The organism is Alitiscatomonas aceti, from assembly GCF_025567195.1.
GTDB lineage: Bacteria > Bacillota > Clostridia > Lachnospirales > Lachnospiraceae > Alitiscatomonas > Alitiscatomonas aceti.
Window position 1 is genome coordinate 16,471 of sequence record NZ_JAOQJF010000031.1, and the last position, 23,474, is coordinate 39,944.

General features: G+C 53.1%; 23 protein-coding genes. 18 read left to right on the top strand and 5 right to left on the bottom strand.

The annotated features are described in order from the left end of the window. Positions 1–13: 13 nt before the first annotated feature. From OCV69_RS13110 to OCV69_RS13120, 3 genes are all read left to right on the top strand, one after another. Entirely contained in the window at positions 14–1,180 is a 1,167-nt protein-coding gene (locus OCV69_RS13110) for a cation diffusion facilitator family transporter (RefSeq protein ID WP_158359660.1), read from the top strand. Between the two features lie 147 nt (positions 1,181–1,327). Then, positions 1,328–1,645, top strand: a complete 318-nt coding sequence (locus OCV69_RS13115; protein WP_158359658.1) for a hypothetical protein — start codon at positions 1,328–1,330, stop codon at positions 1,643–1,645. Positions 1,646–1,675: 30 nt separating this feature from the next. Next, a complete protein-coding gene (locus tag OCV69_RS13120) occupies positions 1,676–2,761 on the top strand; it encodes a DUF6612 family protein (protein ID WP_158359657.1) in 1,086 nt (361 codons plus the stop codon). 112 nt (positions 2,762–2,873) lie between these two features. On the opposite strand, the gene OCV69_RS13125 is transcribed toward OCV69_RS13120, so the two are convergent. Then, positions 2,874–3,815, bottom strand: a complete 942-nt coding sequence (locus OCV69_RS13125; protein ID WP_158359655.1) for a 2-hydroxyacid dehydrogenase — start codon at positions 3,813–3,815, stop codon at positions 2,874–2,876. A gap of 165 nt (positions 3,816–3,980) precedes the next feature. Here OCV69_RS13125 and OCV69_RS13130 point away from each other — a divergent pair, with 165 nt between their 5' ends. Both OCV69_RS13130 and OCV69_RS13135 read left to right on the top strand, forming a co-directional pair. Next, positions 3,981–4,670, top strand: coding sequence for a glycosyltransferase family 2 protein (locus OCV69_RS13130; RefSeq protein WP_158359653.1), 690 nt, complete (start codon positions 3,981–3,983; stop codon positions 4,668–4,670). A gap of 52 nt (positions 4,671–4,722) precedes the next feature. Then, the gene (locus tag OCV69_RS13135; RefSeq protein ID WP_158359651.1) at positions 4,723–5,139 is read left to right on the top strand and encodes a PaaI family thioesterase; all 417 of its coding nucleotides are present in this window, start codon (positions 4,723–4,725) and stop codon (positions 5,137–5,139) included. Positions 5,140–5,153: 14 nt separating this feature from the next. Here OCV69_RS13135 and OCV69_RS13140 read toward each other — a convergent pair whose 3' ends face one another. Next, the gene (locus OCV69_RS13140) at positions 5,154–6,098 is read right to left on the bottom strand and encodes a LysR family transcriptional regulator (RefSeq protein ID WP_158359650.1); all 945 of its coding nucleotides are present in this window, start codon (positions 6,096–6,098) and stop codon (positions 5,154–5,156) included. 189 nt (positions 6,099–6,287) lie between these two features. Here OCV69_RS13140 and OCV69_RS13145 point away from each other — a divergent pair, with 189 nt between their 5' ends. From OCV69_RS13145 to OCV69_RS13175, 7 genes are all read left to right on the top strand, one after another. Then, entirely contained in the window at positions 6,288–7,469 is a 1,182-nt protein-coding gene (locus OCV69_RS13145; protein WP_158359648.1) for a M20 metallopeptidase family protein, read from the top strand. Between the two features lie 15 nt (positions 7,470–7,484). After that, on the top strand, positions 7,485–8,894 hold the full coding sequence (locus OCV69_RS13150; RefSeq protein ID WP_158359646.1) for a YfcC family protein: 1,410 nt from the start codon (positions 7,485–7,487) through the stop codon (positions 8,892–8,894). Positions 8,895–9,099: 205 nt separating this feature from the next. Beyond that, on the top strand, positions 9,100–9,519 hold the full coding sequence (rpsL, locus tag OCV69_RS13155; RefSeq protein WP_158359644.1) for a 30S ribosomal protein S12: 420 nt from the start codon (positions 9,100–9,102) through the stop codon (positions 9,517–9,519). 304 nt (positions 9,520–9,823) lie between these two features. Further along, positions 9,824–10,294, top strand: a complete 471-nt coding sequence (rpsG, locus tag OCV69_RS13160) for a 30S ribosomal protein S7 (protein ID WP_022273888.1) — start codon at positions 9,824–9,826, stop codon at positions 10,292–10,294. Between the two features lie 15 nt (positions 10,295–10,309). Beyond that, complete coding sequence (gene fusA, locus OCV69_RS13165) at positions 10,310–12,433, top strand: elongation factor G (RefSeq protein ID WP_158359641.1); 2,124 nt, start codon at positions 10,310–10,312, stop codon at positions 12,431–12,433. Between the two features lie 92 nt (positions 12,434–12,525). After that, a complete protein-coding gene (tuf, locus tag OCV69_RS13170) occupies positions 12,526–13,719 on the top strand; it encodes an elongation factor Tu (protein ID WP_158359639.1) in 1,194 nt (397 codons plus the stop codon). A gap of 186 nt (positions 13,720–13,905) precedes the next feature. After that, positions 13,906–14,679, top strand: a complete 774-nt coding sequence (locus OCV69_RS13175) for a hypothetical protein (RefSeq protein ID WP_158359637.1) — start codon at positions 13,906–13,908, stop codon at positions 14,677–14,679. A 91-nt stretch (positions 14,680–14,770) separates the two neighbouring features. Here the strand turns inward: OCV69_RS13175 and OCV69_RS13180 are convergent, their stop codons facing one another. Genes OCV69_RS13180 through OCV69_RS13190 form a run of 3 tightly spaced genes read right to left on the bottom strand, consistent with a single transcriptional unit; the run spans position 14,771 to position 17,893 of the window. Next, positions 14,771–15,925 carry a glycerate kinase family protein gene (locus tag OCV69_RS13180; RefSeq protein WP_158359635.1) on the bottom strand — a complete coding sequence of 385 codons (1,155 nt, stop codon included), beginning with the start codon at positions 15,923–15,925 and terminating at the stop codon, positions 14,771–14,773. 11 nt (positions 15,926–15,936) lie between these two features. Beyond that, a complete protein-coding gene (locus tag OCV69_RS13185; RefSeq protein WP_158359633.1) occupies positions 15,937–16,389 on the bottom strand; it encodes a GNAT family N-acetyltransferase in 453 nt (150 codons plus the stop codon). Positions 16,390–16,447: 58 nt separating this feature from the next. Next, positions 16,448–17,893, bottom strand: coding sequence for an amidohydrolase (locus tag OCV69_RS13190; RefSeq protein ID WP_262563148.1), 1,446 nt, complete (start codon positions 17,891–17,893; stop codon positions 16,448–16,450). Between the two features lie 485 nt (positions 17,894–18,378). Between OCV69_RS13190 and OCV69_RS13195 the strand changes: the two genes are divergently transcribed. From OCV69_RS13195 to dtd, 6 genes are all read left to right on the top strand, one after another. Next, on the top strand, positions 18,379–19,083 hold the full coding sequence (locus OCV69_RS13195; RefSeq protein ID WP_022273895.1) for a response regulator transcription factor: 705 nt from the start codon (positions 18,379–18,381) through the stop codon (positions 19,081–19,083). Beyond that, positions 19,080–20,507, top strand: a complete 1,428-nt coding sequence (locus tag OCV69_RS13200) for a sensor histidine kinase (RefSeq protein WP_262563149.1) — start codon at positions 19,080–19,082, stop codon at positions 20,505–20,507. Before OCV69_RS13195 ends, OCV69_RS13200 begins: the two co-directional genes overlap by 4 nt. Positions 20,508–20,537: 30 nt before the next feature. Further along, positions 20,538–20,987 (top strand): hypothetical protein, encoded by a 450-nt coding sequence (locus tag OCV69_RS13205; protein ID WP_022273897.1) that lies wholly within the window; start codon positions 20,538–20,540, stop codon positions 20,985–20,987. A gap of 211 nt (positions 20,988–21,198) precedes the next feature. Beyond that, positions 21,199–22,095, top strand: a complete 897-nt coding sequence (locus OCV69_RS13210) for a S1 RNA-binding domain-containing protein (protein WP_022273898.1) — start codon at positions 21,199–21,201, stop codon at positions 22,093–22,095. Between the two features lie 67 nt (positions 22,096–22,162). Then, positions 22,163–22,936: a GTP pyrophosphokinase gene (locus tag OCV69_RS13215; protein ID WP_158359629.1), complete on the top strand. Its 774-nt coding sequence runs from the start codon at positions 22,163–22,165 to the stop codon at positions 22,934–22,936. Next, positions 22,933–23,385 (top strand): D-aminoacyl-tRNA deacylase, encoded by a 453-nt coding sequence (gene dtd / locus OCV69_RS13220; RefSeq protein ID WP_022273900.1) that lies wholly within the window; start codon positions 22,933–22,935, stop codon positions 23,383–23,385. Before OCV69_RS13215 ends, dtd begins: the two co-directional genes overlap by 4 nt. Positions 23,386–23,474 lie beyond the last annotated feature (89 nt).

The following is a 23,474-nucleotide window of genomic DNA, read 5'->3' on the forward strand; positions in this document are numbered from 1 at the left end:
AAGAGAAAACCATATGATCACGTTATTGTCCAGAATTTTTATCAAGAACCATGACCAGGCAGAGGACCAGGGAGTCCGTCGGGCCTATGGGATGCTGTGCAGCATTGTGGGGATCGGCCTGAATGTGCTGCTTTTTATGGGGAAATACCTGGCAGGCGTTTTAAGCGGCTCCATTGCCATCACCGCCGACGCCTTCAACAACCTGTCGGACGCAGGTTCTTCGTTTATCACTCTGGTGGGCTTCCGGTTTTCCGGCATGAAGCCAGATGCGGACCATCCCTTTGGCCACGGGCGGTTTGAGTACATATCCGGCTTTGGCGTTTCCATGGTCATCATGCTCATGGGCTTCGAGCTTTTAAAAACGTCCATTGAGAAGATCCGTACGCCGGAGCCGGTGGAGGCCGGAGTCCTTCCGGTGCTGATCCTCTGCGTATCCATCTGTGTGAAGCTTTATATGAGCTATTATAACAGGAAGATCGGGACCAGGATCGATTCAGAGGCCATGAAGGCCACGGCCATGGACAGCTTAAGCGACTCGGTGGCGACCCTGGCCGTGCTGTTCTCTATGATCGTCGCCCACTTTACCGGCTACAACATCGACGGCTGGTGCGGCTGCATCGTGGCCTGCTTCGTACTCTATGCCGGTTACAGCGCCGCCCGGGATACGTTAAATCCGCTTCTGGGACAGCCGCCGTCTCCGGAGTTTGTGGAGGAGATTAAGAAGCTGGTCCTGGCCCATGAGGAGATCATCGGGATCCACGATCTGGTGGTCCATGACTATGGCCCCGGAAGACGGATGATCTCTCTTCACGGCGAGGTTCCGGGAAACAGCGACATTTTTGAGATCCACGACGTCATCGACCGGATCGAGAAGGAGCTGAACCAGAAGCTGGGCTGCGAGGCGGTGATCCATATGGATCCCATTGAAGTGGATAATGAGAAGGTGGCAGAGATCCGCAGCATTCTGGCTTTGAAGATCGCGGAGCGGCTGGAGGGCGTGACCATCCATGATCTGCGGATGGTACAGGGACCGACCCACACCAATCTGGTCTTTGACGCGGTGGTCCCCTATGGATTTAACAGGACTCACGCCCAGGTGAAGGAGGAGATCGAAAAGATCGTCCAGGAGACCTGGGAGAACTATTATGCGGTGATCCAGGTGGAACAGTCGTATATATAACAGAAGAATAGTGAAATGTGCACAAAATAATATGAAAAAAGCGCAGAAAAAACTTGAATATCGCCAGAAAAATTGATATAATATCGTCACATGGTGCAATGTCCGGAAGACATGGCACAATATACTATTTTTCAGGAGGACAAGGATATGAGAAATTGGAAAAAAGTTTTACTGGCAGTGGTTCCGGCGGCTATGATGTTTTCCTTTACTGCATTTGCAGGACAGTGGCATCAGGATATGAACGGCTGGTGGTATGAGAACGAAGATGGCTCCTACTGCAAGAACGGCTGGTTCTGGCTGGATGGAAATGAGGACGGCGAGGCAGAGTGCTATTGCTTCGATAACGATGGTTATGCTCTCGTTTCCCTTTATAACCTGACCAGTAAGGCTGCCGGTTATGATGTAAATATGGACGGCGCATGGGTTGAGAACGGAGAAGTCCAGACGCAGCCCGTAATGGAATAATTCCCATATAAAGAAGGAAGGAAATAAAATATGAAAAATTGGAAAAAGCTTCTGTTGACAGTAGTTCCAGCCACCCTGGCCGTTTCCTTTACCGCATTTGCAGGCCAGTGGAGCCAGGATATGAACGGCTGGCGGTACGAGAACGATGACGGTTCCTACTGCCGGAACGGCTGGTATTGGCTGGACGGAAACCAGGACGGCATTGCCGAGTGTTATATTTTCGATAACGACGGCTATGCGCAGGTTTCCCTTTATAACCTGACGGCCAAGGCCGGCGGTTATGAAGTCAACGACCAGGGAGCCTGGGTGGTAGACGGCGTGGTCCAGGAAAAGAAGGTGGAGGTCCCGGCGGCAGAGATCCAGCCGGCTGAGGAAGTGAAGCCCGACGCATCCAACGACCCGGCGGCTGTGGAGGCGTATCTGGCAGCCCAGGAAAAGACAAATACCTTAGACAGCATGGACGCCCAGGCAGATATTAAGATGTCCATGACCATGGAAGGCGTCACCATTGACACCAACATGGATATGAACATGAAGACCCGCGGAGCCCAGACCGGAAAGCTGGAGTTCGTGGCAGATGGAAGCATGACCATGCTGGGAAGCGATATCCCGTTCCAGATGTTCTATACAGACAATATGTACTATATGGACATGATGGGCATGAAGATGAAACAGGAAATGCCCCTGGACGAGGCCATGAGCCAGGTTGCCAGCAATCTGGAGACCGTAGATATGGATCTGGCTATGATGAAGGATATGGCCATGACCACTGAGGATGGAAATACAGTCCTTACATACGGCATCAATACGGACAATATGAACTCCCTTTTAAACGGCATCGTTGGAGATATGGATACCCTTTACAACGGATATACGGTTTCCTACAATATCCGCAGCGCATCTGGCAAGGCCATTGTGGATCAGAACGGCTATTATGTCAAAGAGGATATGAGCCTGGATATGGATATGGTCATGACCGACAGCGAGACTGGAGAGTCTGAAACCGTTTCTTATGTGATGGAAATGCATATGAACATCAATAATCCGGGACAGGAAGTGAAATTTGAGCTTCCGTCCACAGAAGGCTACGAGGACCTGGGCAGCGCTCTGGTATAAGCTTTAAAAAAGAAAATAAAAATTCCCGGCGGCGTTTTAAACGTTTCCGGGAATTTTTTTCTGGAATGGGGAAAAACGGCTGACAGCAGACGCTCTCTGTGGAAAAGCAGGCCTACATCACATTCTGGGGCGTGCCCTTTAACCACTTGTCCACATTGTCAAAAACGATAACGGCACGTTTTTCCAGAGCCTCCTTTGTGGCGAAGGCCACATGGGGAGTGGCGATGACATTTTTTGCTGTGAGGAGGGGATGGTCCTTGGCGATGGGCGGCTCAGTCTCAAATACATCGATCCCGGCTCCGGCCAGGCGGCCATTATTTAAGGCGTCTGCCAGGGCGGCGCTGTCCACCACAGGACCGCGGGAGGTGTTGATGAGGATGGCCGACGGTTTCATTTTTGCCAGCTCCTCTTTTCCAATGAGTCCTCTGGTATCGGAATTTAAAGGAGTGTGGAGGGAAACGATATCACAGGAAGAGAGGAGCGTATCCATATCCACATAGGTGATCCCGGGGATATCCTTTTTCGTGCGGCTGTACGCCAGGACCTGGCAGCCGAAGGCGTTTGCGATGGCGGCAGTGCGGAGGCCGATGGCTCCGGTACCGATGACACCGAATTTTTTTCCTTCCAGCTCAAAGCCCACCAGTCCGTCCTTGGTGCCTTCCTTCCGCACCACGTCGTTGCAGGGGATCATGTTCCGGTACAGGGCAATGATCATGCCGAATACCAGATCGGCCACAGCGGCGGTGGAGTAGCCCGCGCAGTTGCTGACCAGAACACCGTTGGCTTTACATGCGTCCATGGCGATATGGTCCACGCCGGTGAAGGCCACAGACAGCATCTTTAAGTTTTTGCAGCCGTTGATCACGTCGGCGTTCATGGGAAGATTGGATACGGCGATGATGTCCGCATCATGGCCCCGTTCAATGAGGGTCTCCGTATCGGTGACGCGGGTATTGTAATATACGATCTCCAGATCTGCGGGCAGCATGTCCTTTGCCATGGACAGCAGCTTTTCATCGTTGACGCCCAGGGGCTCGATGATCACGAGTTTCATATCAGGTTCCTCCTTGTGGTCCGGAGCTTTCTGGCTCCGGCGTCGTTTTCATGGTTTTATTGTAAGTCTTTTCGGAGAAACATTCAACTGTTTTCGCACGGGACATATACTGGCAGTAAAACCGTGTGAAAGCGGGGCGTGGCTGTGGTCTCCGTGAGTCTTTGCATGATCGTAAAAAATGAAGAGGAGGTGCTGGGGCGGTGCCTGGACAGTGTGGCCGGGTTCCCGGATGAGATCCTTGTGACGGATACCGGATCCACAGACGGAACGAAGGCGGCCGCCATGGAGCGCGGAGCCAGGGTCTTTGATTTTCCGTGGCGGGACGACTTTGCCGCCGCCAGGAATTTCTCATTTTCCCAGGGCCGGGGGACGTATCTGTTCTGGATGGATGCCGACGATGTGGTGCGGCCGGACCAGCGGAGGAAGCTGCTGGATCTGAAGGAACGGCTGGGACGGGAACTCTGTCTTCCGGATGTGGTGATGATGAGGTATGCGGCAGCGTTCCGCCGGGACGGTTCCCTGGCCGCAGCCTTTTTCCGGGAGCGGCTGATCCGCAGAGGGCCTGGGGCCGTATGGAAGGGCCGGGTCCATGAAACGGTGTGCCCATTTGGTATTATATGGAAGGAAGACATCTGGATCGAACACCGGAAAATGAGGATCCGGGACCCGGAGCGGAATCTGAGGATCCTGGAGTCCATGAGGAAAAATGGAGAGGAGTTTGGCCCCAGGGAACAGTATTATTATGAAATGGAACGGGCTTTCGCCCGGAGATGCCGGGAGACAGCCCTGGAAAACGGGCAGCTCCTGACCCGGCCGGGGAATGAAAGGTTTGTAAACGGCAGATACTTATGGTAAGATGTTAGGGTTAAAATACCCGGCCTGGAGCCGGAGACAGAAAGGAAACCACATGGCAGAAGAAAAGAATTGTATCAATGCAGACGAATACCTGGCAAATAATCCATTCATGCGCCATAACCATATGAAGATCGAAAGAATCTCCACCGAGTGCAGCGAGATCTCCATGAAGGTCCATCCGGACGGGCTCAACATCATGGGCATGATCCACGGAGGGCTGCTCTACTCCCTGGCGGATGTGGTAACGGGGCTGACTGCCCGGGCGGACGGGAGAAAATATGTGACCCAGAGCGCCCATGTGAACTTTATCGGCAACGTGTCCCAGGGGAGGGTGACAGCCCGGGGGATCCTGGTGCGCCGGGGCCGGGTCATCACCATCGTCCGGGGCGAGGTGATTGATGAGAACGGGAAGCTGCTGGCAGATGTGACTGCGGATATGTTCTGTGTAGGCCAGGAAAAGTCAGACTAGAAAGGGCGCCGGAGTCATACCGGCTCCTTTCCTGAAAAGACAGCGGAAGCAAGGTCGATGAAGCGGCGTTCAATGGGAGTCAGGCGGCTGTTTTTATGACGCACGGTCATGCACCATTGGGCGAGAGGGTCATCGGAATAGAGATAGAGCAGATCAGGATGATTTTCCGGTTTTGTTACATAAATAGCAGGGAGAAAAGCAATGGCAAGACCGCATTCGGCCATGGCGATATTTGTTTTGCGGTTTTGAACAGGAACCAGCGAAAGATTGTTAAGCCTGTATTTCGTAATGATCTGGCTGATATCCTCACATATTTTCTGACCGGGAACACCGGAGACCAGGGTCTGGTTTTCCAGATGATGAAGAGAAAATTTCTGGGGATTTTTGATGGAGTTTTCTTCTGGACACGCGACAAGGCTGGCCAGGGGATGGGACCGGGAAATTATGAACAATCTTGGGGCACGGGCAAGGACTTTGACAAAGCGGTTGGAAAGTGTATCTGCTCCGGAAGCGACCAGCACGGACAGATCCAGCTCGCCCTTTTCCATTCGGGACAGAAGATGGACATGGATATCCTCGGTCAGGGACAGCTCCACATCGGGGTATTCCCTGTGAAGTATGGGAAAAACCTTCTCAGGCAGAAAGGGACTGGTGATGGAGCCTGCCCCGATCCTCAGAGTCTGTTTCTGGGGGAGCAAAAGAGAGGAAAGATCATTTGAAAAGCGGGATTCCATTCCCTTTAAGCCGGTAATGTACTGGAAAAACAGTTCTCCTGCCGGCGTAGGGGACAGGATCCCGTTATTTCGTATAAAAAGCGGAGTACCCAGTTCTTTTTCTAGTCCGGTGAGAAAACGGCTTAAGGTCGGCTGGGAAATATAAAGAGATCGTGCGGCCCGGGAAATATTTTTTTCCCGGGCAATTGTTATGAAATACTGGCAGGTGCGTTCATCGGGGATCATCGGATTCCTCCTTATGGGGATTCAGTAAGGTATATTTATTTTGGGATATTGTATCATAGAATATAGAATGTCTGCAATGGATATAGTGTCTTATGTATACCGTATGGATAAAAAAGTATTTTACAAAAACTTTATAGAAAATTATAATATTTTCATAATTATAAATTTATATGGAAAAAGGAGGAAAATATGGCTGATGTAATGGAACTTATAAAACAGCACGAGGCGGATATGATCGGAATCCGAAGACATATCCATGCAAATCCGGAGCTGAGCAACGAAGAGAACCGGACGACAGCTCTGATCCGGGAAAAGCTGGAGGAATACGGGATCGAGATCATGGAGATTGGCCTGAAGACCGGCGTGGTCGGTTTCCTGAAGGGAGGAAGACCAGGGAAAACCGTTGCGATCCGGGAGGACATAGACGCCCTGCCCATGTCTGAAAAAACGGGTCTTCCGTATGCCTCCTCTGTGGACGGCGTCTGCCATTCCTGCGGACACGATATCCATACCACAGTCCTCCTGTTTTGTGCCAGGATCCTTTCGGAACTCCGGAATCAGCTGAGCGGAAATGTACTGTTCCTATTCCAGCCGGCGGAGGAGCGCGGCACTGGGGCCAGGCAGCTTCTGGACTGTAAATTTTATGAGCCGGTGAAGCCGGATGTGCTGGTGGGGCTTCATGTGTCCCCGGAATACCCGGCTGGCTCCATTGGACTCAAGGAGGGACCGGCCAACGCCTCCTGCGATACCTTCTATATTAAGGTAAGCGGCAAGGGAGGCCACGGAGCCCATCCAGAAAACTGCATCGATCCCATCGCCATCAGCGGCTACATAATGGCCCAGCTTCAGACCGTCGTGTCCCGTGAGAACCATCCGGTCTATCCGGCGGTTATGACCATAGGCAGCATTCACGGAGGAAAAGCGCCCAATGTGATCCCGGACTTTGTGGAAATGAGCGGGACCCTGCGGAGCCTGAACGCAGAGAGCAGGGAGAAAATGCAGGCGGCCATTGACCGGATCTGTATTTCCTGTGCGGAGGCTATGAGAGGAAGCGCAGAAATCCGGTGGGAAAAGGGAATGCCGCCGCTGGTAAATGACCAGAACGTGATCGCAGGGCTGCGGGCGGCTGCTGAGGAGACCATTGGAGCGGACCATGTGATCACGGTTCAGAATCCGTCTCTGGGATCGGAAGATTTCTCCTTCCTGTTCCCGTTTCTGGCGCCTGGAGCTCAGTTCCGGCTTGGTTCCGGAAATGATGCGGATCCCAATACGCGTCACGGACTGCATAATTCAAAAAATGTTTTTGACGACAGCTGTATCGCAGCGGGGACGGCTGTTCTCGTCCAGTACACAAGAAACTTTTTAAAATAACAAAGGAGGGTTACTATGGAAAAGAAGAAAAAATTCCAGATCCCGACCACATGTGCTCTGTTATTCATGCTTATGATCGTATGCGCGGTCCTGACCTGGATCATCCCTGCCGGCGCCTATGAAACAGAAAAGGTGGGGAATCTGAATAAGGTCATTGCCGGGACGTATCATGTGATCGACAGTACTCCAGTGGGTCCCTGGGGCGTTCTCATGGCAGTTATGGCAGGCTTTTACAAGTCAGCCAAGCTGATCTTCATGATCATGTTCTGCGGAGGCGCCGTTGCGGTACTTGAAAAAAGTGGATCCATCAACGCGGCCTTTGGACGGCTGGCTTCCAATAAGAAGCTCAACGCCCATGTCCTGGCTCTTCTGATCATGGCGTTTATGTCTGTGGGCGGCGCAGCAGGTGTGTTTGCCAATCCGGTTGTCGCTCTGGTCCCCATTGGGATCATTCTCGCAACCAGCCTTGGATACGACGCGTTTACTGGCTTCCTGTTTGTTTACATGGGCGCTTACTCCGGCTTTAATGTAGGATGGGCCAATGCAACTACCATCGGTGTGGCGCATCCCATTGCGGAGCTTCCCATCTTTTCTGGATTTGAGGTCCGCGTCCTGCTGAATATCATTAATTTTGCCATCTGCTATTTCTTCACGGTGCGTTATATGAAAACGATCCGAAAGGATCCCATGAAGAGCCTGAACTATGAGGAAGGCATGTCCGTGGCTGATTTTATGGGAGCAAAAGGTGAAACTACGGAAACGATCCACGCTTCCATGTCCTGGAAGCATATGGTCAGCCTTCTGGGGCTGGTGGCAGCCATCGCGGTGATCGTGATCGGCTCCATTAAATTTTCCTGGAGCTATGACCAGATGGCGGCAACCTTCTTTGTCCTGGCCGTAGGCTGTGGTCTGCTCAACGGAATGGGCGTCAACGGGACCACGAAGGAATTTATCAATGGCTGCGCCAAAATGACCAATGCGGCGTTTATTGTTGGATTTGCCAATGGCATCGGTGTGATCCTGTCCCAGGGACAGATTTTGAATACCATCGTCAACTGGCTTTCCATCCCGATCTCCAGCATGGGATCTGTAATGGGTGCGAACTTCATGTTCATTGCCAATCTGCTGATCAACTTCCTGATCCCCTCCGGATCTGGCCAGGCGGCAGCGGTAATGCCCTTAATGGTTCCCATCGCGGACCTGGTCGGCATCACAAGACAGGTTGCGGTCCAGGCCTTCCAGTTTGGAGACGGATTCTCCAACTGCCTGTATCCCACAGCAGGAACCCTCATGGGAGCCCTGGCCATCGCAAAGGTGGACTGGGCCAGATACGCTAAATGGCTGATGCCTCTTCTGGGATGCCAGATCGCGATGTCCTTTGCCGCTTTGACGATCCTTCAGGCCATTGGCTGGACCGGACTATAAAGGGCAGGAAACCTGAGACAACTGTCTCTGGCGTGTCATAGAAGAAAATTCTGTACTTTTCAAGGAAAATTTGAGGTTTTTCCTTGACAGCCGGAAAAAGACTATATATAATAATGGGGCGTGCATGGGGTACGCCCCATTTTTGTGCGCAGAATCAAGCTGAACCAAACAGCAACCACAGACAATATCACAGGAGGTGAAAAGGATGCCTACATTTAACCAGTTAGTAAGAAAAGGAAGGCAGACCACAGCAAAGAAGTCCACAGCTCCGGCTCTTCAGAAAGGATATAACTCCCTTCAGAAGAAAGCAACAGACATTTCCGCTCCGCAGAAGAGAGGCGTTTGTACAGCTGTTAAGACTGCAACCCCGAAGAAGCCGAACTCCGCTCTTAGAAAGATCGCCAGAGTTCGTCTTTCCAACGGTATCGAAGTAACAAGCTATATCCCGGGTGAGGGCCACAACCTTCAGGAGCACTCTGTTGTTCTGATCCGCGGCGGCCGTGTAAAGGACCTTCCGGGTACCAGATACCACATCATCAGAGGTACTCTTGATACTGCCGGCGTAGCCAACAGAAAGCAGGCCCGTTCCAAATACGGCGCAAAGAGACCGAAAGACAAAAAGTAATCGCAAAGCGATTACTGCTACCCGAACGTAGCAAAGCGGAGTTTGGGTTTCCCGCCCCGATGAGCGGAGGAGAGGCCCCGAAGGTTTCCCGCCCCAACGAGCGGCAGCCAGAAACTCCACAAAATTTGGACCCACTAACAGCAGTAAAGTGTATACGGAAACCGGATTTCCGTAATTTAGTGCCGGTGATATTGGACCTGTCGGTTGCAGGACACAGATATAGACCCGCGCGCGAACACATTTTATGGAAACATGTGAGTACCGATGAGCTAATCAATTATGTATGATTAAGGAGGGAAGTAACGTGCCACGTAAAGGACATACCCAGAAAAGAGACGTATTAGCAGATCCCCTGTACAACAACAAGGTTGTTACAAAGCTGATCAACAACATCATGTTAGACGGCAAGAGGGGCGTTGCTCAGAAGATCGTTTACGGCGCTTTTGAGGAAGTTGCAGCAAAGACCGGAAAAGACGCAGTAGAGGTTTTTGAGGAAGCCATGAACAACATCATGCCTGTTCTGGAAGTTAAGGCAAAACGTATCGGCGGCGCCACCTACCAGGTACCGATCGAGGTTAAGCCGGAGAGAAGACAGGCTCTGGGACTTCGCTGGATCACTCTCTATTCCAGAAAGAGATCTGAAAAGACCCAGATCGAAAGACTCGCAAACGAAATTATGGATGCAGCAAACAACACCGGTGCATCTGTAAAGAAGAAAGAGGAAATGCACAAGATGGCAGAGGCCAACAAGGCATTTGCTCATTACAGATTCTAAAAGGAGGACAAATCCTTGGCTGGAAGAGAATATCCGTTGGAGAGAACCAGAAATATCGGAATTATGGCTCATATCGATGCCGGTAAGACAACGACCACTGAGCGTATCCTGTATTACACTGGTATTAACTATAAAATTGGTGATACTCACGAAGGCACAGCTACCATGGACTGGATGGAGCAGGAGCAGGAGAGAGGCATCACGATCACATCAGCCGCTACCACCTGCCACTGGACTCTTCAGGAAAAGACGAAGCCCAAGGCAGGCGCTCTGGAGCACCGTATCAACATCATTGATACCCCAGGCCACGTAGACTTCACTGTTGAGGTTGAGCGTTCCCTGCGTGTTCTGGACGGCGCTGTCGGCGTTTTCTGTGCAAAGGGCGGTGTTGAGCCCCAGTCCGAGAACGTATGGCGTCAGGCTGATACCTACAACGTACCGAGAATGGCATTCATCAACAAGATGGATATCCTGGGTGCAAACTTCTACGGCTGCGTAGACCAGATCCGTACCCGTCTCGGAAAGAACGCCATCTGCTTACAGCTCCCGATCGGTAAGGAAGACGAGTTCAAGGGAATTATCGACCTGTTTGAGATGCAGGCTTACATCTACAACGATGATAAGGGCGATGACATCACCGTAACCGATGTTCCGGAAGATATGAAGGACGACGCAGAGCTTTACAGAACCGAGCTGGTTGAGAAGATCTGCGAGCTGGATGACGATCTGATGATGATGTATCTGGATGGCGAGGAGCCGTCCGTTGAAGAACTGAAAAAGGTTCTCCGTAAGGCTACCTGCGAATGCCAGGCGATCCCGGTATGCTGCGGTACTGCTTACAGAAACAAGGGCGTTCAGAAGCTTCTGGATGCTGTGATCGAGTTCATGCCGTCTCCCCTTGACATCCCGCCCATCAAAGGCGTTGACATGGATGGCAACGAGATCGTGCGTCACTCCTCCGACGACGAGCCGTTCTCTGCTCTTGCGTTCAAGATCATGACCGACCCGTTCGTTGGTAAACTGGCATTCTTCCGTGTGTATTCCGGTACAATGAACTCCGGTTCCTATGTACTGAATGCAACAAAGAATAAAAAAGAGCGTGTTGGCCGTATCCTTCAGATGCATGCCAACAAGAGACACGAGCTTGACAAGGTTTACTCCGGTGATATCGCCGCTGCCGTTGGATTCAAGACAACTTCCACCGGTGATACCATCTGTGATGAGCAGCATCCGGTAATCCTGGAGTCCATGGAGTTCCCGGAGCCGGTTATCGACATCGCCATCGAGCCCAAGACCAAGGCTGGTCAGGACAAGATGGGCGAGGCTTTAGTAAAGCTGGCAGAGGAGGATCCCACCTTCCGTGTTCATACCGACAAAGAGACTGGCCAGACCATCATCTCCGGTATGGGCGAGCTGCATCTTGAGATCATCGTTGACCGTCTTCTTCGTGAGTTCAAGGTAGAGGCCAATGTGGGCGCTCCCCAGGTTGCTTACAAAGAGACCTTCACAAAGGCTGTGGATGTGGACAGCAAGTACGCAAAACAGTCTGGTGGACGTGGTCAGTACGGTCACTGTAAAGTACACTTCACACCGATGGATCCCAACGGCGAAGAGACCTTCAAGTTTACTTCCTCCGTTGTGGGCGGTGCGATTCCGAAGGAATACATCCCGGCTGTCGGCGAGGGTATCGAAGAGGCTACAAAGGCTGGTATCCTTGGCGGATTCCCGGTATTGGGCGTATGCGCAGATGTATTCGACGGTTCCTACCATGAGGTCGACTCCTCCGAGATGGCATTCCACATTGCCGGATCCATGGCGTTCAAGGATGCTATGGCAAAGGCAGGCGCAGTGCTTCTTGAGCCGATCATGAAGGTAGAGGTAACGATGCCTGAGGAATACATGGGCGACGTTATCGGCGACATCAACTCCCGCCGCGGCCGTATCGAGGGCTTCGAGGACATTGGCGGAGGAAAGCTTGTAAAAGCATTCGTACCGCTGGCAGAGATGTTCGGTTACTCCACAGACCTTCGTTCCAGCACACAGGGACGTGGTAACTACTCCATGTTCTTTGAGAAATACGAGCAGGTACCGAAGAGCGTTCAGGAGAAGATCATCGCTGAAAGAAAAGGTGCGAAATAGGCTTGAAAAACATTTCTGAATAGAATATAATATTATTCAGCCTAGTTAAATAGAATAGCCCAATGGGCGCAAATTAAGGAGGACGTTTTAAAATGGCAAAAGCTAAGTTTGACAGAACTAAACCGCATTGTAACATTGGTACCATTGGACACGTTGACCATGGTAAAACAACTTTAACAGCAGCTATTACAAAGGTACTTGCAGAGAGAGTTGCCGGTAACACAGCTACTGATTTTGAAAATATCGATAAGGCTCCGGAAGAGAGAGAGCGTGGTATCACAATTTCCACTTCCCACGTAGAGTACGAGACAGAGAAGAGACACTATGCACACGTTGACTGCCCAGGCCATGCTGACTATGTAAAGAACATGATCACTGGTGCTGCCCAGATGGATGGCGCTATCCTTGTAGTTGCTGCTACTGATGGTGTTATGGCTCAGACAAGAGAGCACATCCTTCTTTCCCGTCAGGTAGGCGTTCCGTACATCGTTGTATTCATGAACAAGTGCGACATGGTTGACGACGCTGAGTTACTTGAGCTGGTTGAGATGGAGATCAGAGATCTTCTGAACGAGTATGAGTTCCCGGGCGACGACACACCGATCATCCAGGGTTCCGCTCTGAAGGCTCTTGAGGATCCGCACGGACCGTGGGGCGACAAGGTTATGGAGTTAATGGATGCTGTTGACAGCTACATTCCGGATCCCATTCGTGACACAGATAAGCCGTTCCTTATGCCGGTCGAGGACGTATTTACAATCACAGGCCGTGGTACTGTTGCAACAGGCCGTGTAGAGCGTGGTACTCTGAAGCTCAACGACGAGGTTGAGATCGTTGGTATTCACGAGGAGACTCGTAAGACCGTTGTAACTGGTATCGAGATGTTCCGTAAGCTCCTGGATCAGGCTCAGGCTGGTGACAACATCGGCGCTCTGCTTCGTGGTGTTCAGAGAACAGAGATCCAGAGAGGTCAGTGTCTTGTAAAACCGGGTTCTGTAAAGTGCCATAAGAAATTTACAGCTCAGGTTTACGTTCTGACAAAAGACGAGGGCGGCCGTCATACACCGTTCTTCAACAACTATCGTCCGCAGTTCTACTTTAGAACAACTGACGTTACAGGCGTTTGCGAACTCCCGGCTGGTACCGAGATGTGCATGCCTGGTGATAACGTAGAAATGACGATCGAGCTGATCCATCCGGTAGCTATGGAGCAGGGTCTCCGTTTCGCTATCCGTGAGGGCGGCAGAACCGTAGGTTCCGGCAGAGTTGCTACAATCATCGAGTAATTCTAGGTAAAAATCCATAGGTGCCGATGTGCGCCTGTGAAAATAAATAGTCCGAAGGTATCCCAGGCGGGATACCGGTGTCCAAGCGTAAGAGAACCCCGGAGCCGAAAGGCTGCCGGGGTTTTTCTGTTGAGTGGAGTTGGGAGCGGCTGCACGGGAGCAGAAAAACGTTTTTAGGGGGAAAAAATGAAAGGGAAAAAAATTACAGGAGCGGCCATCCTGCTTTTTGCTGGTCTGGCATTGGCGCTGTATTTTCTAAAAAAAGACCCTCTCCGAGAGGTCCATGCTCTCTGGGAGGAGACCATGAGCCGCACAGAGGGAGCCTATGTCCAGACGGTCACGGGAAGCGCCTGGGAGACAAAAGACGCTCCGGGCGGCGAAAATGGGGAGAGACCCGGGGGTACGGAATCATCCACGGCTGTCACAAAGGTATGGTACGGTACGGATGAACGGGGGTTCTGGTACCGGATGGAGTTGTTTCAGAAGGAAGAGGATGGGAGCCTGACGCTTCTTCATATAACGGAGGAGGACGCCGAGGGAAGGACCATGCAGCTGGCGGGATATCCTGATAAGTCCCCCATGGAGCCCTCTGTAAAGGAAGGAGAGACCCTGTCCCTTAAGACGCTTCTGGGAGGCCTGTGGACGGAACCGGCGGAAACGAAGGTCCAGAAGGTGGAAAAATACCAGGAGGACCATGGCCTCAGGTATGTGATCCGCCATAAGGTCTTACAGAGCGTATTTCCGGGAACCGAGGGAAAGGAGCTGACCGGGACCATAAACCGGACGGATACGGTAAGGACCGGGCCCGATGGGACGGTAAAGGAATTTGTGATCCAGGCAGACAGCGTATACGATGTGTACGAGGAAATGGGAGCCGTTGTGGAATACCGGATCGAATTTTTCAGCGGTGACGAAGCCGGAAATATGGAGCTGGGATCCGGGACAGGACCGTCAGAATAGGGGCCTGTAATCAGGACAGCCGTAATAAAAGCAGCGGACGCCTGGGAGGCAGGGCCGCTGCTTTTTTTAAAAGAAACAGGAGAAAACGGTCTTAGACCGCCTGCATGGGCTGCACCGCCTGGATCAGCCGGAATATCTGCTCGGCTGTGTCGGCCATATTTTTTCTGGCGTTTTCTGGATCCATGGCCTCCTCCAGGGTGACGACGGAGCGGAGGATCGGGAAAAAGGCGTCGATCCCGGCATCGTTGCAGGCTGCCGCTTCCCTGGTGACGCTGCCGGAAAAGGCAAGGACCGGCTTATGGAATTCTTTGGCGATCCGGGCCACGCCCACAGGGGCCTTTCCCATGACAGTCTGCCCGTCCAGACGGCCCTCTCCGGTGATCACCAGGTCGGCATCCTTCACATACTCCCGCAGCTTCGTTTCCTCCAGAACGATCTGGATCCCGGATTCCAGGACTGCGCTGGTGAAGGTTAAAAAGGCAAAGCCCAGTCCGCCGGCGGCTCCTGTGCCTGGAAACTCCGGGTCTGCCTTGGGATTCCATTTCCCGGCGATCTCTGCAAAATGGGCAAGCCCCCGGTCCATGACCTGGACCATGGCTTCATCGGCTCCCTTCTGGGGACCATAGACGGCGCTGGCTCCCCTGGGGCCGCAGAGGGGGTTATTGACGTCGCAGGCGATCCGGAAGGTACATTCCGAAAGCTCCGGCAGGACGTGCTCGGAGGAGATGGATGCGATCTGTGCCAGCCCCTGGGCTCCCGGAGGGATCTGGTTTCCGTCCCGGTCCAGGATCCCATATCCCAGGGCCTGGAGCATTCCTGCGCCTCCGTCGTTGGTGGCGCTTCCGCCGATGCCCACGATGAATCTGCGGCAGCCCTTCTGGATAGCGGACCGGATCACCTGGCCGACCCCAAAGGTGGTGGCTTTCATAGGATCCTTTTCTGCATCCGGAACCAGGGTGATCCCGGCGGCTCCAGACATTTCAATGATAGCCGTGCCGCTTTCCGGAAGGATCCCGTACTGGCACTCCACAGGAGCTCCCAGCGGTCCGGTGACGGTGACAGTCTCCAGTCTTCCGCCCATGCCGCAGGCCAGGGCCTCCACGGTCCCTTCCCCTCCATCGGCCAGGGGGCGGACGTTTACAGAGGCGTTTTTGTATACACGCCGGATCCCTTCTTCGATGGCATGTCCGGCCTCCAGGGAAGAGAGGCTGCCCTTCAGAGAATCGATGGCAATGGTGACGTTCATGAAAAACCTCCTTATGATCGCTGTTTTTCCATAACAAAGTTGGTGAGAAGGACGCCCCGGCGCTCCACCTGCTGTTCCTTTATGACCCGGTAGCCGCGTTTTTCAAAAAAAGGCCTGGCGGTGATGGAGGCGTGGGTGGTGATGGGGCCGGAAACAGACGGCTCCAGCCGGTCACAGAGAGCGGAGGCAATGCCCCTGCCCTGGAAATCCCTGTGGACGAACAGCCGGTCCAGGTATCCGGTGGGATCCATGTCCCCAAACCCGGTGATGACGCCGTTTTCCTCAGCCACCAGCGTAAAATGCGCCGTCAGGGAGCGGTCCCATGCTTCCAGGTCCACGGTTCCTGTGGCCCATGCGTTCAGTTGCTGCTCGGTGTAATCCTTTGCGTTGACTGTGTGGACCGCATCATAAAATAAGCGGGCCAGGGCTTCACAGTCTTCTGGCCGATAGGGCCGGATGCTCATGGCTTTATCTCCTTTTGCGCACGGCCCGCGTTTTTTCCGCAGGCCGTGAGAATGGATCCTAATACGTATCCAGCGGAGGCATTACGCTGTCCGGCAGCGGGCAGGTGTAATGGCCGCCGTTGCGTTTTGTGACCTCCTTTTTGGCCGCTTCGATGACGTCCGGACGGTCCATGGTGCGGACACAGGCCAGAGCCATGACCTTGGCGGCGGTCAAAAGGCCCTTATGGGCCAGAGGGCTGCAGGTCTGGGCAACCATCTGCCAGGAATGGCCCACATTGCCGATGCAGGCTGTGGCGATGTTGATATTCAGGGTGGGAGCCGCATAGCCCACATCGCCCACATCGGTGGAGCCGGCAGTCAGCTTGATCTTGTCGGGATTAAAGGGATGGATCTCTGAATCCAGGGGCCGTTCCAGGATCTCCTCCAGCCGGTCCTCACCGAAGACCTCGATGATCTGGCTTTTGATGTTTTCCATGGTCACCGGCGGGTAGGTATTTAAAAATTCCCGGGCCATGGCGTAGTCGTCCTCATCCCATTTAGGCGTGCCTACCTCCTTCATACATTCGTCGGCGACGGCGGCCAGGGCGTTGTTGGGGATATATTCGGTGAAGGCCATGGCCAGCTCGCAGTCCACAGTGGTATCGGTCATAATGGAGGCGCCCCGGGCCACGTTTTTCACACGCTCAAACAGATCCTTTACCTGGGAGACCCATGGAGAACGGACCTCATAGCGGATCACGGCATGGTCCTGGACCACGTTGGGGGCGGTCCCTCCTGCGTCAATGTAGGCGTAGTGGATCCTGGCCTCCGGGATCATATGCTCCCGCAGATAATTGCAGCCCACGTTCATGAGCTCCGCGGCGTCCAGGGCGCTGCGGCCCAGATGGGGAGAACCGCCGGCATGGGAGGAGACGCCTTTAAACTCAAAGTTTGCTCCCATGATGGCGTTGCTGTGATTGCATTCCACGGCGTTGATGGTGGCTGGATGCCAGGTGTATACAAAATCCACGTTGTCGAACATCCCGGCCCGGGCCATGAACTGCTTGGATCCGGCGCCTTCCTCGGCGGGGCAGCCGAAGTAGATGATGGTGCCGTCCTTTTTATTTTCCACCAGATATTCCTTTACAGCCAGTACGGCGGCCAGGGAACCGGTGCCCAGGGCGCTGTGTCCGCAGCCATGGCCGGGCGCTCCGGCTTCCACCGGCTCCTTCCGGGGAGAAGCGGCCTTCTGGCTCAGGGAGGAGAGGGCGTCATATTCCCCCAGGATGCCCATGACCGGCTTTCCGGAGCCGTAGGAGAAGGTTCCTGTGAAGCAGGTGGGGATCCCAGCGTCTCCAGTGGTGACTGAAAAGCCTTCGTCCTTCAGGATCTGACAGAGAAGGTCCGCAGAACGGGTCTCATGGTAGGCAAGCTCCGCGTATTCCCAGATCCTGTCGTTGGCGTCCAGGATCATCTGGGATTTCTGGTCGATGACATGTTCGAGAAACTCCAGGTCTTTCATCATATATTCCGTCCTTTCTGTACACATTATAGAATCTATTATAAAACCAGATCCATGTTAAGTAAATAATAAGATGAAACTTTCAATCGGCTTTCAATAGGCCTGCGGATGAGGCTGTTTACTAGCCTGCCAGTGAATGGCGGCAGGATTTCTGACAACTTGGAGCCGGGCTGCCGCGGCGATTTCTGCGGCAATCCTGCGGCAGCCATTTACCAGGGACTGCCAAAATGGTATAATGTCTGAGATAACAGACATTATACCATCGCGCATCTGGTTTCTGCGTACACCGCAGAAATCCAGGCGCACAATTCCCCCGGAGGGGTACCATGTCCGAAAGACATGGTATAATGTCTGTTATGACATTATACCATCGCGCATGTGGCTTCTGCGTTTACCGCAGAAATCCAGATGTATAATTCTCCCGGAGGGGTACCGTGTCCGATGGATGGACAGATGAGGAGCCGGCTCTGGAAAAAGGAGGAATGCCAATGGCAAAACGGATCTACGTGGCTGACGATGAAAAAAATATCTGCTTTCTGATCCAGAATTTTCTGGAAAAAGAGGGCTTTGAGGTAAGATGCTTTGAGGACGGGGAATCGATCCTGGCAGCCTGCGAGGAGCAGATGCCGGATCTCTGTATCCTGGACGTGATGATGCCGGGAATGGACGGGCTGACCGTATGTACCAGGATCCGGCAGAAGAGTCATGTGCCGATCATTATCGTTTCGGCCAAGGACTCTCCTCTGGACCGGATCACCGGGATCACTTTGGGAAGTGACGACTATCTGGTGAAGCCGTTTCTTCCGCTGGAGCTGGTCACCCGGGTCAAGGCCCTGTTCCGCCGGGTGGACGCTTTTTCCGGCCAGGAGGAGGAAAACAGCGAGAACCTGGAGCTGGGGGACATCGTCCTGTTCCCGGGCAGGAGGACTGCCAGTCTTAAGGGAGAGGAGTTTGCCCTGACTCCCCTGGAATTCGACTTCCTGCGCCATATGCTGGAGCATCCGGAGCACGCCGCCAGCCGTGATGACTTATTAAAGGCCTTGTGGAAGGTGGACAGCAAAGAGGTGGATACCAGAGCTGTGGACGATATGGTGAAGCGCCTGCGGAAAAAAATGAAGGAACAGAACAGTGCAGTGAAGATTGAAACTGTATGGGGATATGGGTTCAGACTGACGGCCGGAGGCGATGAATGAAGCTGAGTATCCGCATGAAGATCTTCCTCCCGGTGGTGATCCTTCTGATCGGCTTTCCTCTGGCTACCTGGGCGACACTCCGGTATTCCCTGGAGGTCCATATGAACTTCAACGCCCGCAGGGACCTGGAGGCGATGGTAAGGACTGTGGATGGGGTCCTGGAGGAGCCGGAGGACGGCGAAGAAGGGGATACGGTCTTAAGCCGTCTGAGGGATGCGGTCCAGACCGGAGCCGGGGAGGCCCGGATGCTTGTGGTCAGTGAGAAATACCGGGTGGTATATCCAAAAAACTTTGACGACCAGGCGGATATGTCCCAGATCTACTCGGCCTTTCTGAATGCGGCCACAGATGATGAAAGCTTCTGGGAGCAGGATAAGATCCTGGAGGAGACCATAGAGGAAAAGGAATATCTTCTATATTATAAGTATGTGACGCCTTCAGAACGGGAAAAGGACCAGAAGGTGCGCCACATCCTCCTGTACTGTCCGGTCCATGACACAACGGCCATGATGGATCAGATCACACGGGTGGTGCTTCTGACCATGAGCGTCATCGCCGCCGCTGCCATCGCCTTATTCTGGCTGGTGGCCGGCAGTATTTCCGTACCGGTCCAGCGGCTCTGTGAAGCCGCCAGGGGGATCGGTGAGAAAAAATTCAAGAGAGTGGAGACCGGGGCCACGGTGAAGGAGCTGTGCGAGCTGGAGGGCGAGATCAACCATATGCAGGAGAAGCTGGCCCAGGCAGACCAGGCGGAGCGCACATTTTTCCAGAACGCTTCCCATGAGCTCCGGACGCCGCTCATGTCCATCAGCGGCTATGCCCAGGGGATCCAGTGCGGGGTATTTGAGGATGTGGCCCAGGCGGCCTCCGTGATCCTGGATGAGAGCACCCGGCTCACAGAGGTAGTGGACGGGATCCTTACGCTGACCAGGATGGACCAGCTCAGATACCAGGTGGTTCCGGTGGAGCTGGCAGTCAACGGCTTCATCGAAGAGCGGCTGGAGTGTCTGGAGGGCTTTGCCTACTCAAAAAACATAAAGCTGGTATTTCGGCCGGGGGAGGAGCATAAGATCATTACTGACGCCATGCTCCTGGAGCGGGCGTTCTCCAATGTGATGTCCAACTGTATCCGGTATGCCGGGACCCAGGTGGCTGTGGCGGTGCGGGAAAAGGAGGGAGATATCCTTATTACGGTGACCGACGACGGGCCTGGGTTTCCAGAGGGCGGTACGGAGCATCTGTTTGACCGGTTCTACAAGGGCAAGGGCGGAAACCATGGACTGGGTCTGGCCATTGCAAGGTGCTCCCTGGAGTACATGGGCGGCAGCGTGCGTGCGGCAGACACACAGAAGGGCGCAGAATTTGAGATCACACTGCCGCAGGATTGCCGCAGCTTTGCCCCAGACGAGAGGACAGAAATGTGATACTATGGAACATATAAAGGAGGAAGCGGAATGAAAAGGATATTCTTTATTTTCAGCCTGTTGCTCTGCCTTCTTTCTGTTCCTGTCACCGGATTCGCAGCGGAGACGGATGAGGAACAGGTAAAATACGAGGATGCGACTGCCGATAATATGAAAGAGATGTTAAAGGGCAGTATCGCACTGGATAAGATCAGCGCAGAGAACAAGGAGTCCCTTTTAAACTGGCTGGAAGCAGAAAACAAACCCGAAGAGGCGAAAAAGCTGGTGGATAAGATCCAGAAGCTCCAGGAGGACCAGGAAAAGGACCAGGAGAGTATGGATCCGTATACAAAGGCGAAAAAGACCTGTGATAAGAAGCTGAATGCGGAGGGAGCCAATGCGGCTCTGGAGAATATCATCCGGATCCAGAAAGACCGGCTGGAGGATCAGGAAGAGGTAAAAAAGCTCTGGAAGGACGTGGAAAAGCTGCTGAAAAAGTAGCCCGAGACAGAACAGAGCGGATACTGAAAAGATAAAATGGCTGTGGAGTGGCGGCACTCTGCGGCCATTTTGTGTATTCCGCACAATTTTATCTCTTAAAACACTGGAAATATAAGACAAAGTATGATTAAATAGAAGTAGCGCAGTATCCGGCCGGCCGGAAGGAGGACCGCCTGCGGCGCATGCAGATAAGAAGAAAGAAGGTAACAGTATGGAAACAATGGACGATTTCAGGGAAGAGCTGGAAGCCTCCTTTAAGAAAATACGAGTGGGCGACGTGGTCACAGGTACAGTGATCGACGTGACCGAGGACCAGGTGATCGTGGACCTTAAGACCTACGCGGACGGAGTGATCCGGAAAGAGGATCTGAGCGAGGATCCGGATTTTAATATGCAGGAAGCGGTCCACCCCGGAGATGAGATCACCGCAACGGTGATGGCTACCAACGACGGCGAAGGAAATATGGTCCTTTCAAAGAAAGAGGCCAACGCAGTCCTGGCCTGGGATAAATTAAAGAAGCTGATGGAGGAGCGTACCGTTGTTAAGGTAAAGATCAGCGAGGTGGTCAATGCCGGAGCCGTTGCGTATCTGGAGGGGATCCGCGGCTTTATCCCCGCGTCCCGTCTGTCCGACGAGTATGTGGAGGACTTAAAGGAGTGGGATGGAAAGACCATTGAGGTGACGGTGATCACTGCTGATGAGGAGGAACGCCGCCTGGTGCTTTCGGGACGGGAACCGGCCCGGGAGAAAAAACAGGCGGAAACAAACAGGAAGATCGAAAAGTGTGAGGTGGGAGCCGTTATGAATGGTACAGTGGAGACCATAAAGCCCTATGGCGCCTTCGTGGCCCTGGAGAACGGCCTCACAGGTCTGCTCCATATCTCCCAGATCAGCACCCAGAGGATCAAGCATCCGGGAGCTGTCTTAAAGGAAGGCCAGGAGGTAAGGGTGAAGATCCTTTCCACCGCTGACAATAAGATCAGCCTCAGCATGAAGGTACTGGCAGAGGAAACGGCAGAGGCTGAATCCCACAGCACCTACGATTATAAAGAAGAAGGCCAGGCAAGCACAGGCCTTGCCGCTCTTTTAAAGAATATCAAGTTATAAGACCAGGAAACAGAATATAAGAAAATAGGAAGCAGTTTCCTGCCCTGTGCAGAGAGGGGGCAGCAGTATGACAAAAGATCCAAAATCCTTTGAACAGGTGGACCAGTGGAAAACGACCATGTTTTTATACAGCTCTGCGCTGAAATCGATCAACACCAAGATCGAGATCCTGAACAATGAGTTCATCCAGTTGTATAATTATAACCCCATCGAACATATCACATCCCGGCTGAAAACGCCGTCCAGTATTGTGAAAAAGCTTCAGAACGACGGCATTGACGTTACCATCGATAATATGGTGGAATACTTAAACGATATCGCAGGGATCCGGATCATCTGCTCATTCATGTCGGATATCTATCCCATTGCGGATATGATCGCCCGGCAGGCAGATATCACGGTGCTCCATGTGAAGGACTACATCAAGTATCCCAAATCCAACGGCTACAAGAGCTATCATATGGTGGTGACGATCCCGGTATATCTGACCGATGGAAAGATGGATACAAAGGTCGAGATCCAGATCCGCACCATTGCAATGGATTTCTGGGCTTCCCTGGAGCACAAGATCGCATATAAATTTGAAGGAAACCCGCCGGATTATCTGGAAACAGAGCTGAAGGCCTGCGCCGATATGGTGGATATGCTGGATGCAAAAATATTTTCCCTGAACCAGGCGATCATGGAGATCGGCCGGACCCGGAGAGAAGAGGCCGAAAAGAAGCTGGAGGAAGAGCGTCTCCAGGAGGAGGCCAGGCAGCAGGCCCAGCGGGCGCGGGAGATCGTGGAAGGACAGAAGGCGGGACAGGGCACGGAACCGGAAAACGGAGGAAAGGCATGAAGGCTGTACTTCAGAGAGTTACGGAAGCGTCCGTCCGCGTGGACGGGGAGGTGATCGGATCCATTGGAAAGGGATTTTTTATCCTCCTTGGCGTATCCGACGAGGACGACGAGGCCGTCGCAGATAAAATGGCAGATAAGATCTGTAAATTAAGGATCTTTGAGGATGAAAATGGAAAGACCAACCTGTCCTTAAAGGATGTGGGAGGGGAGGTGCTGGTGGTGAGCCAGTTCACCCTGTATGCAGACTGCCGGAAGGGAAACCGTCCCAGCTTCATCGGAGCGGGAGCGCCGGCAGAGGCAGACCGGCTTTATGAATATTTCATGGACCGGTGCCGGACCCATGTGGATAGGGTGGAGCATGGAAGATTCGGCGCAGATATGAAGGTATCCCTGGTGAACGACGGGCCCTTCACACTGATGCTGGACAGCAGGGAGCTGTTTAAATGAAAGAGCTAATCCCCCAGCTATGCTGGGGCGAATAGTGTAGTAGTGACGTTGTAGAATGTGTAATAAAGCCTCCTATGATACAATAGTAA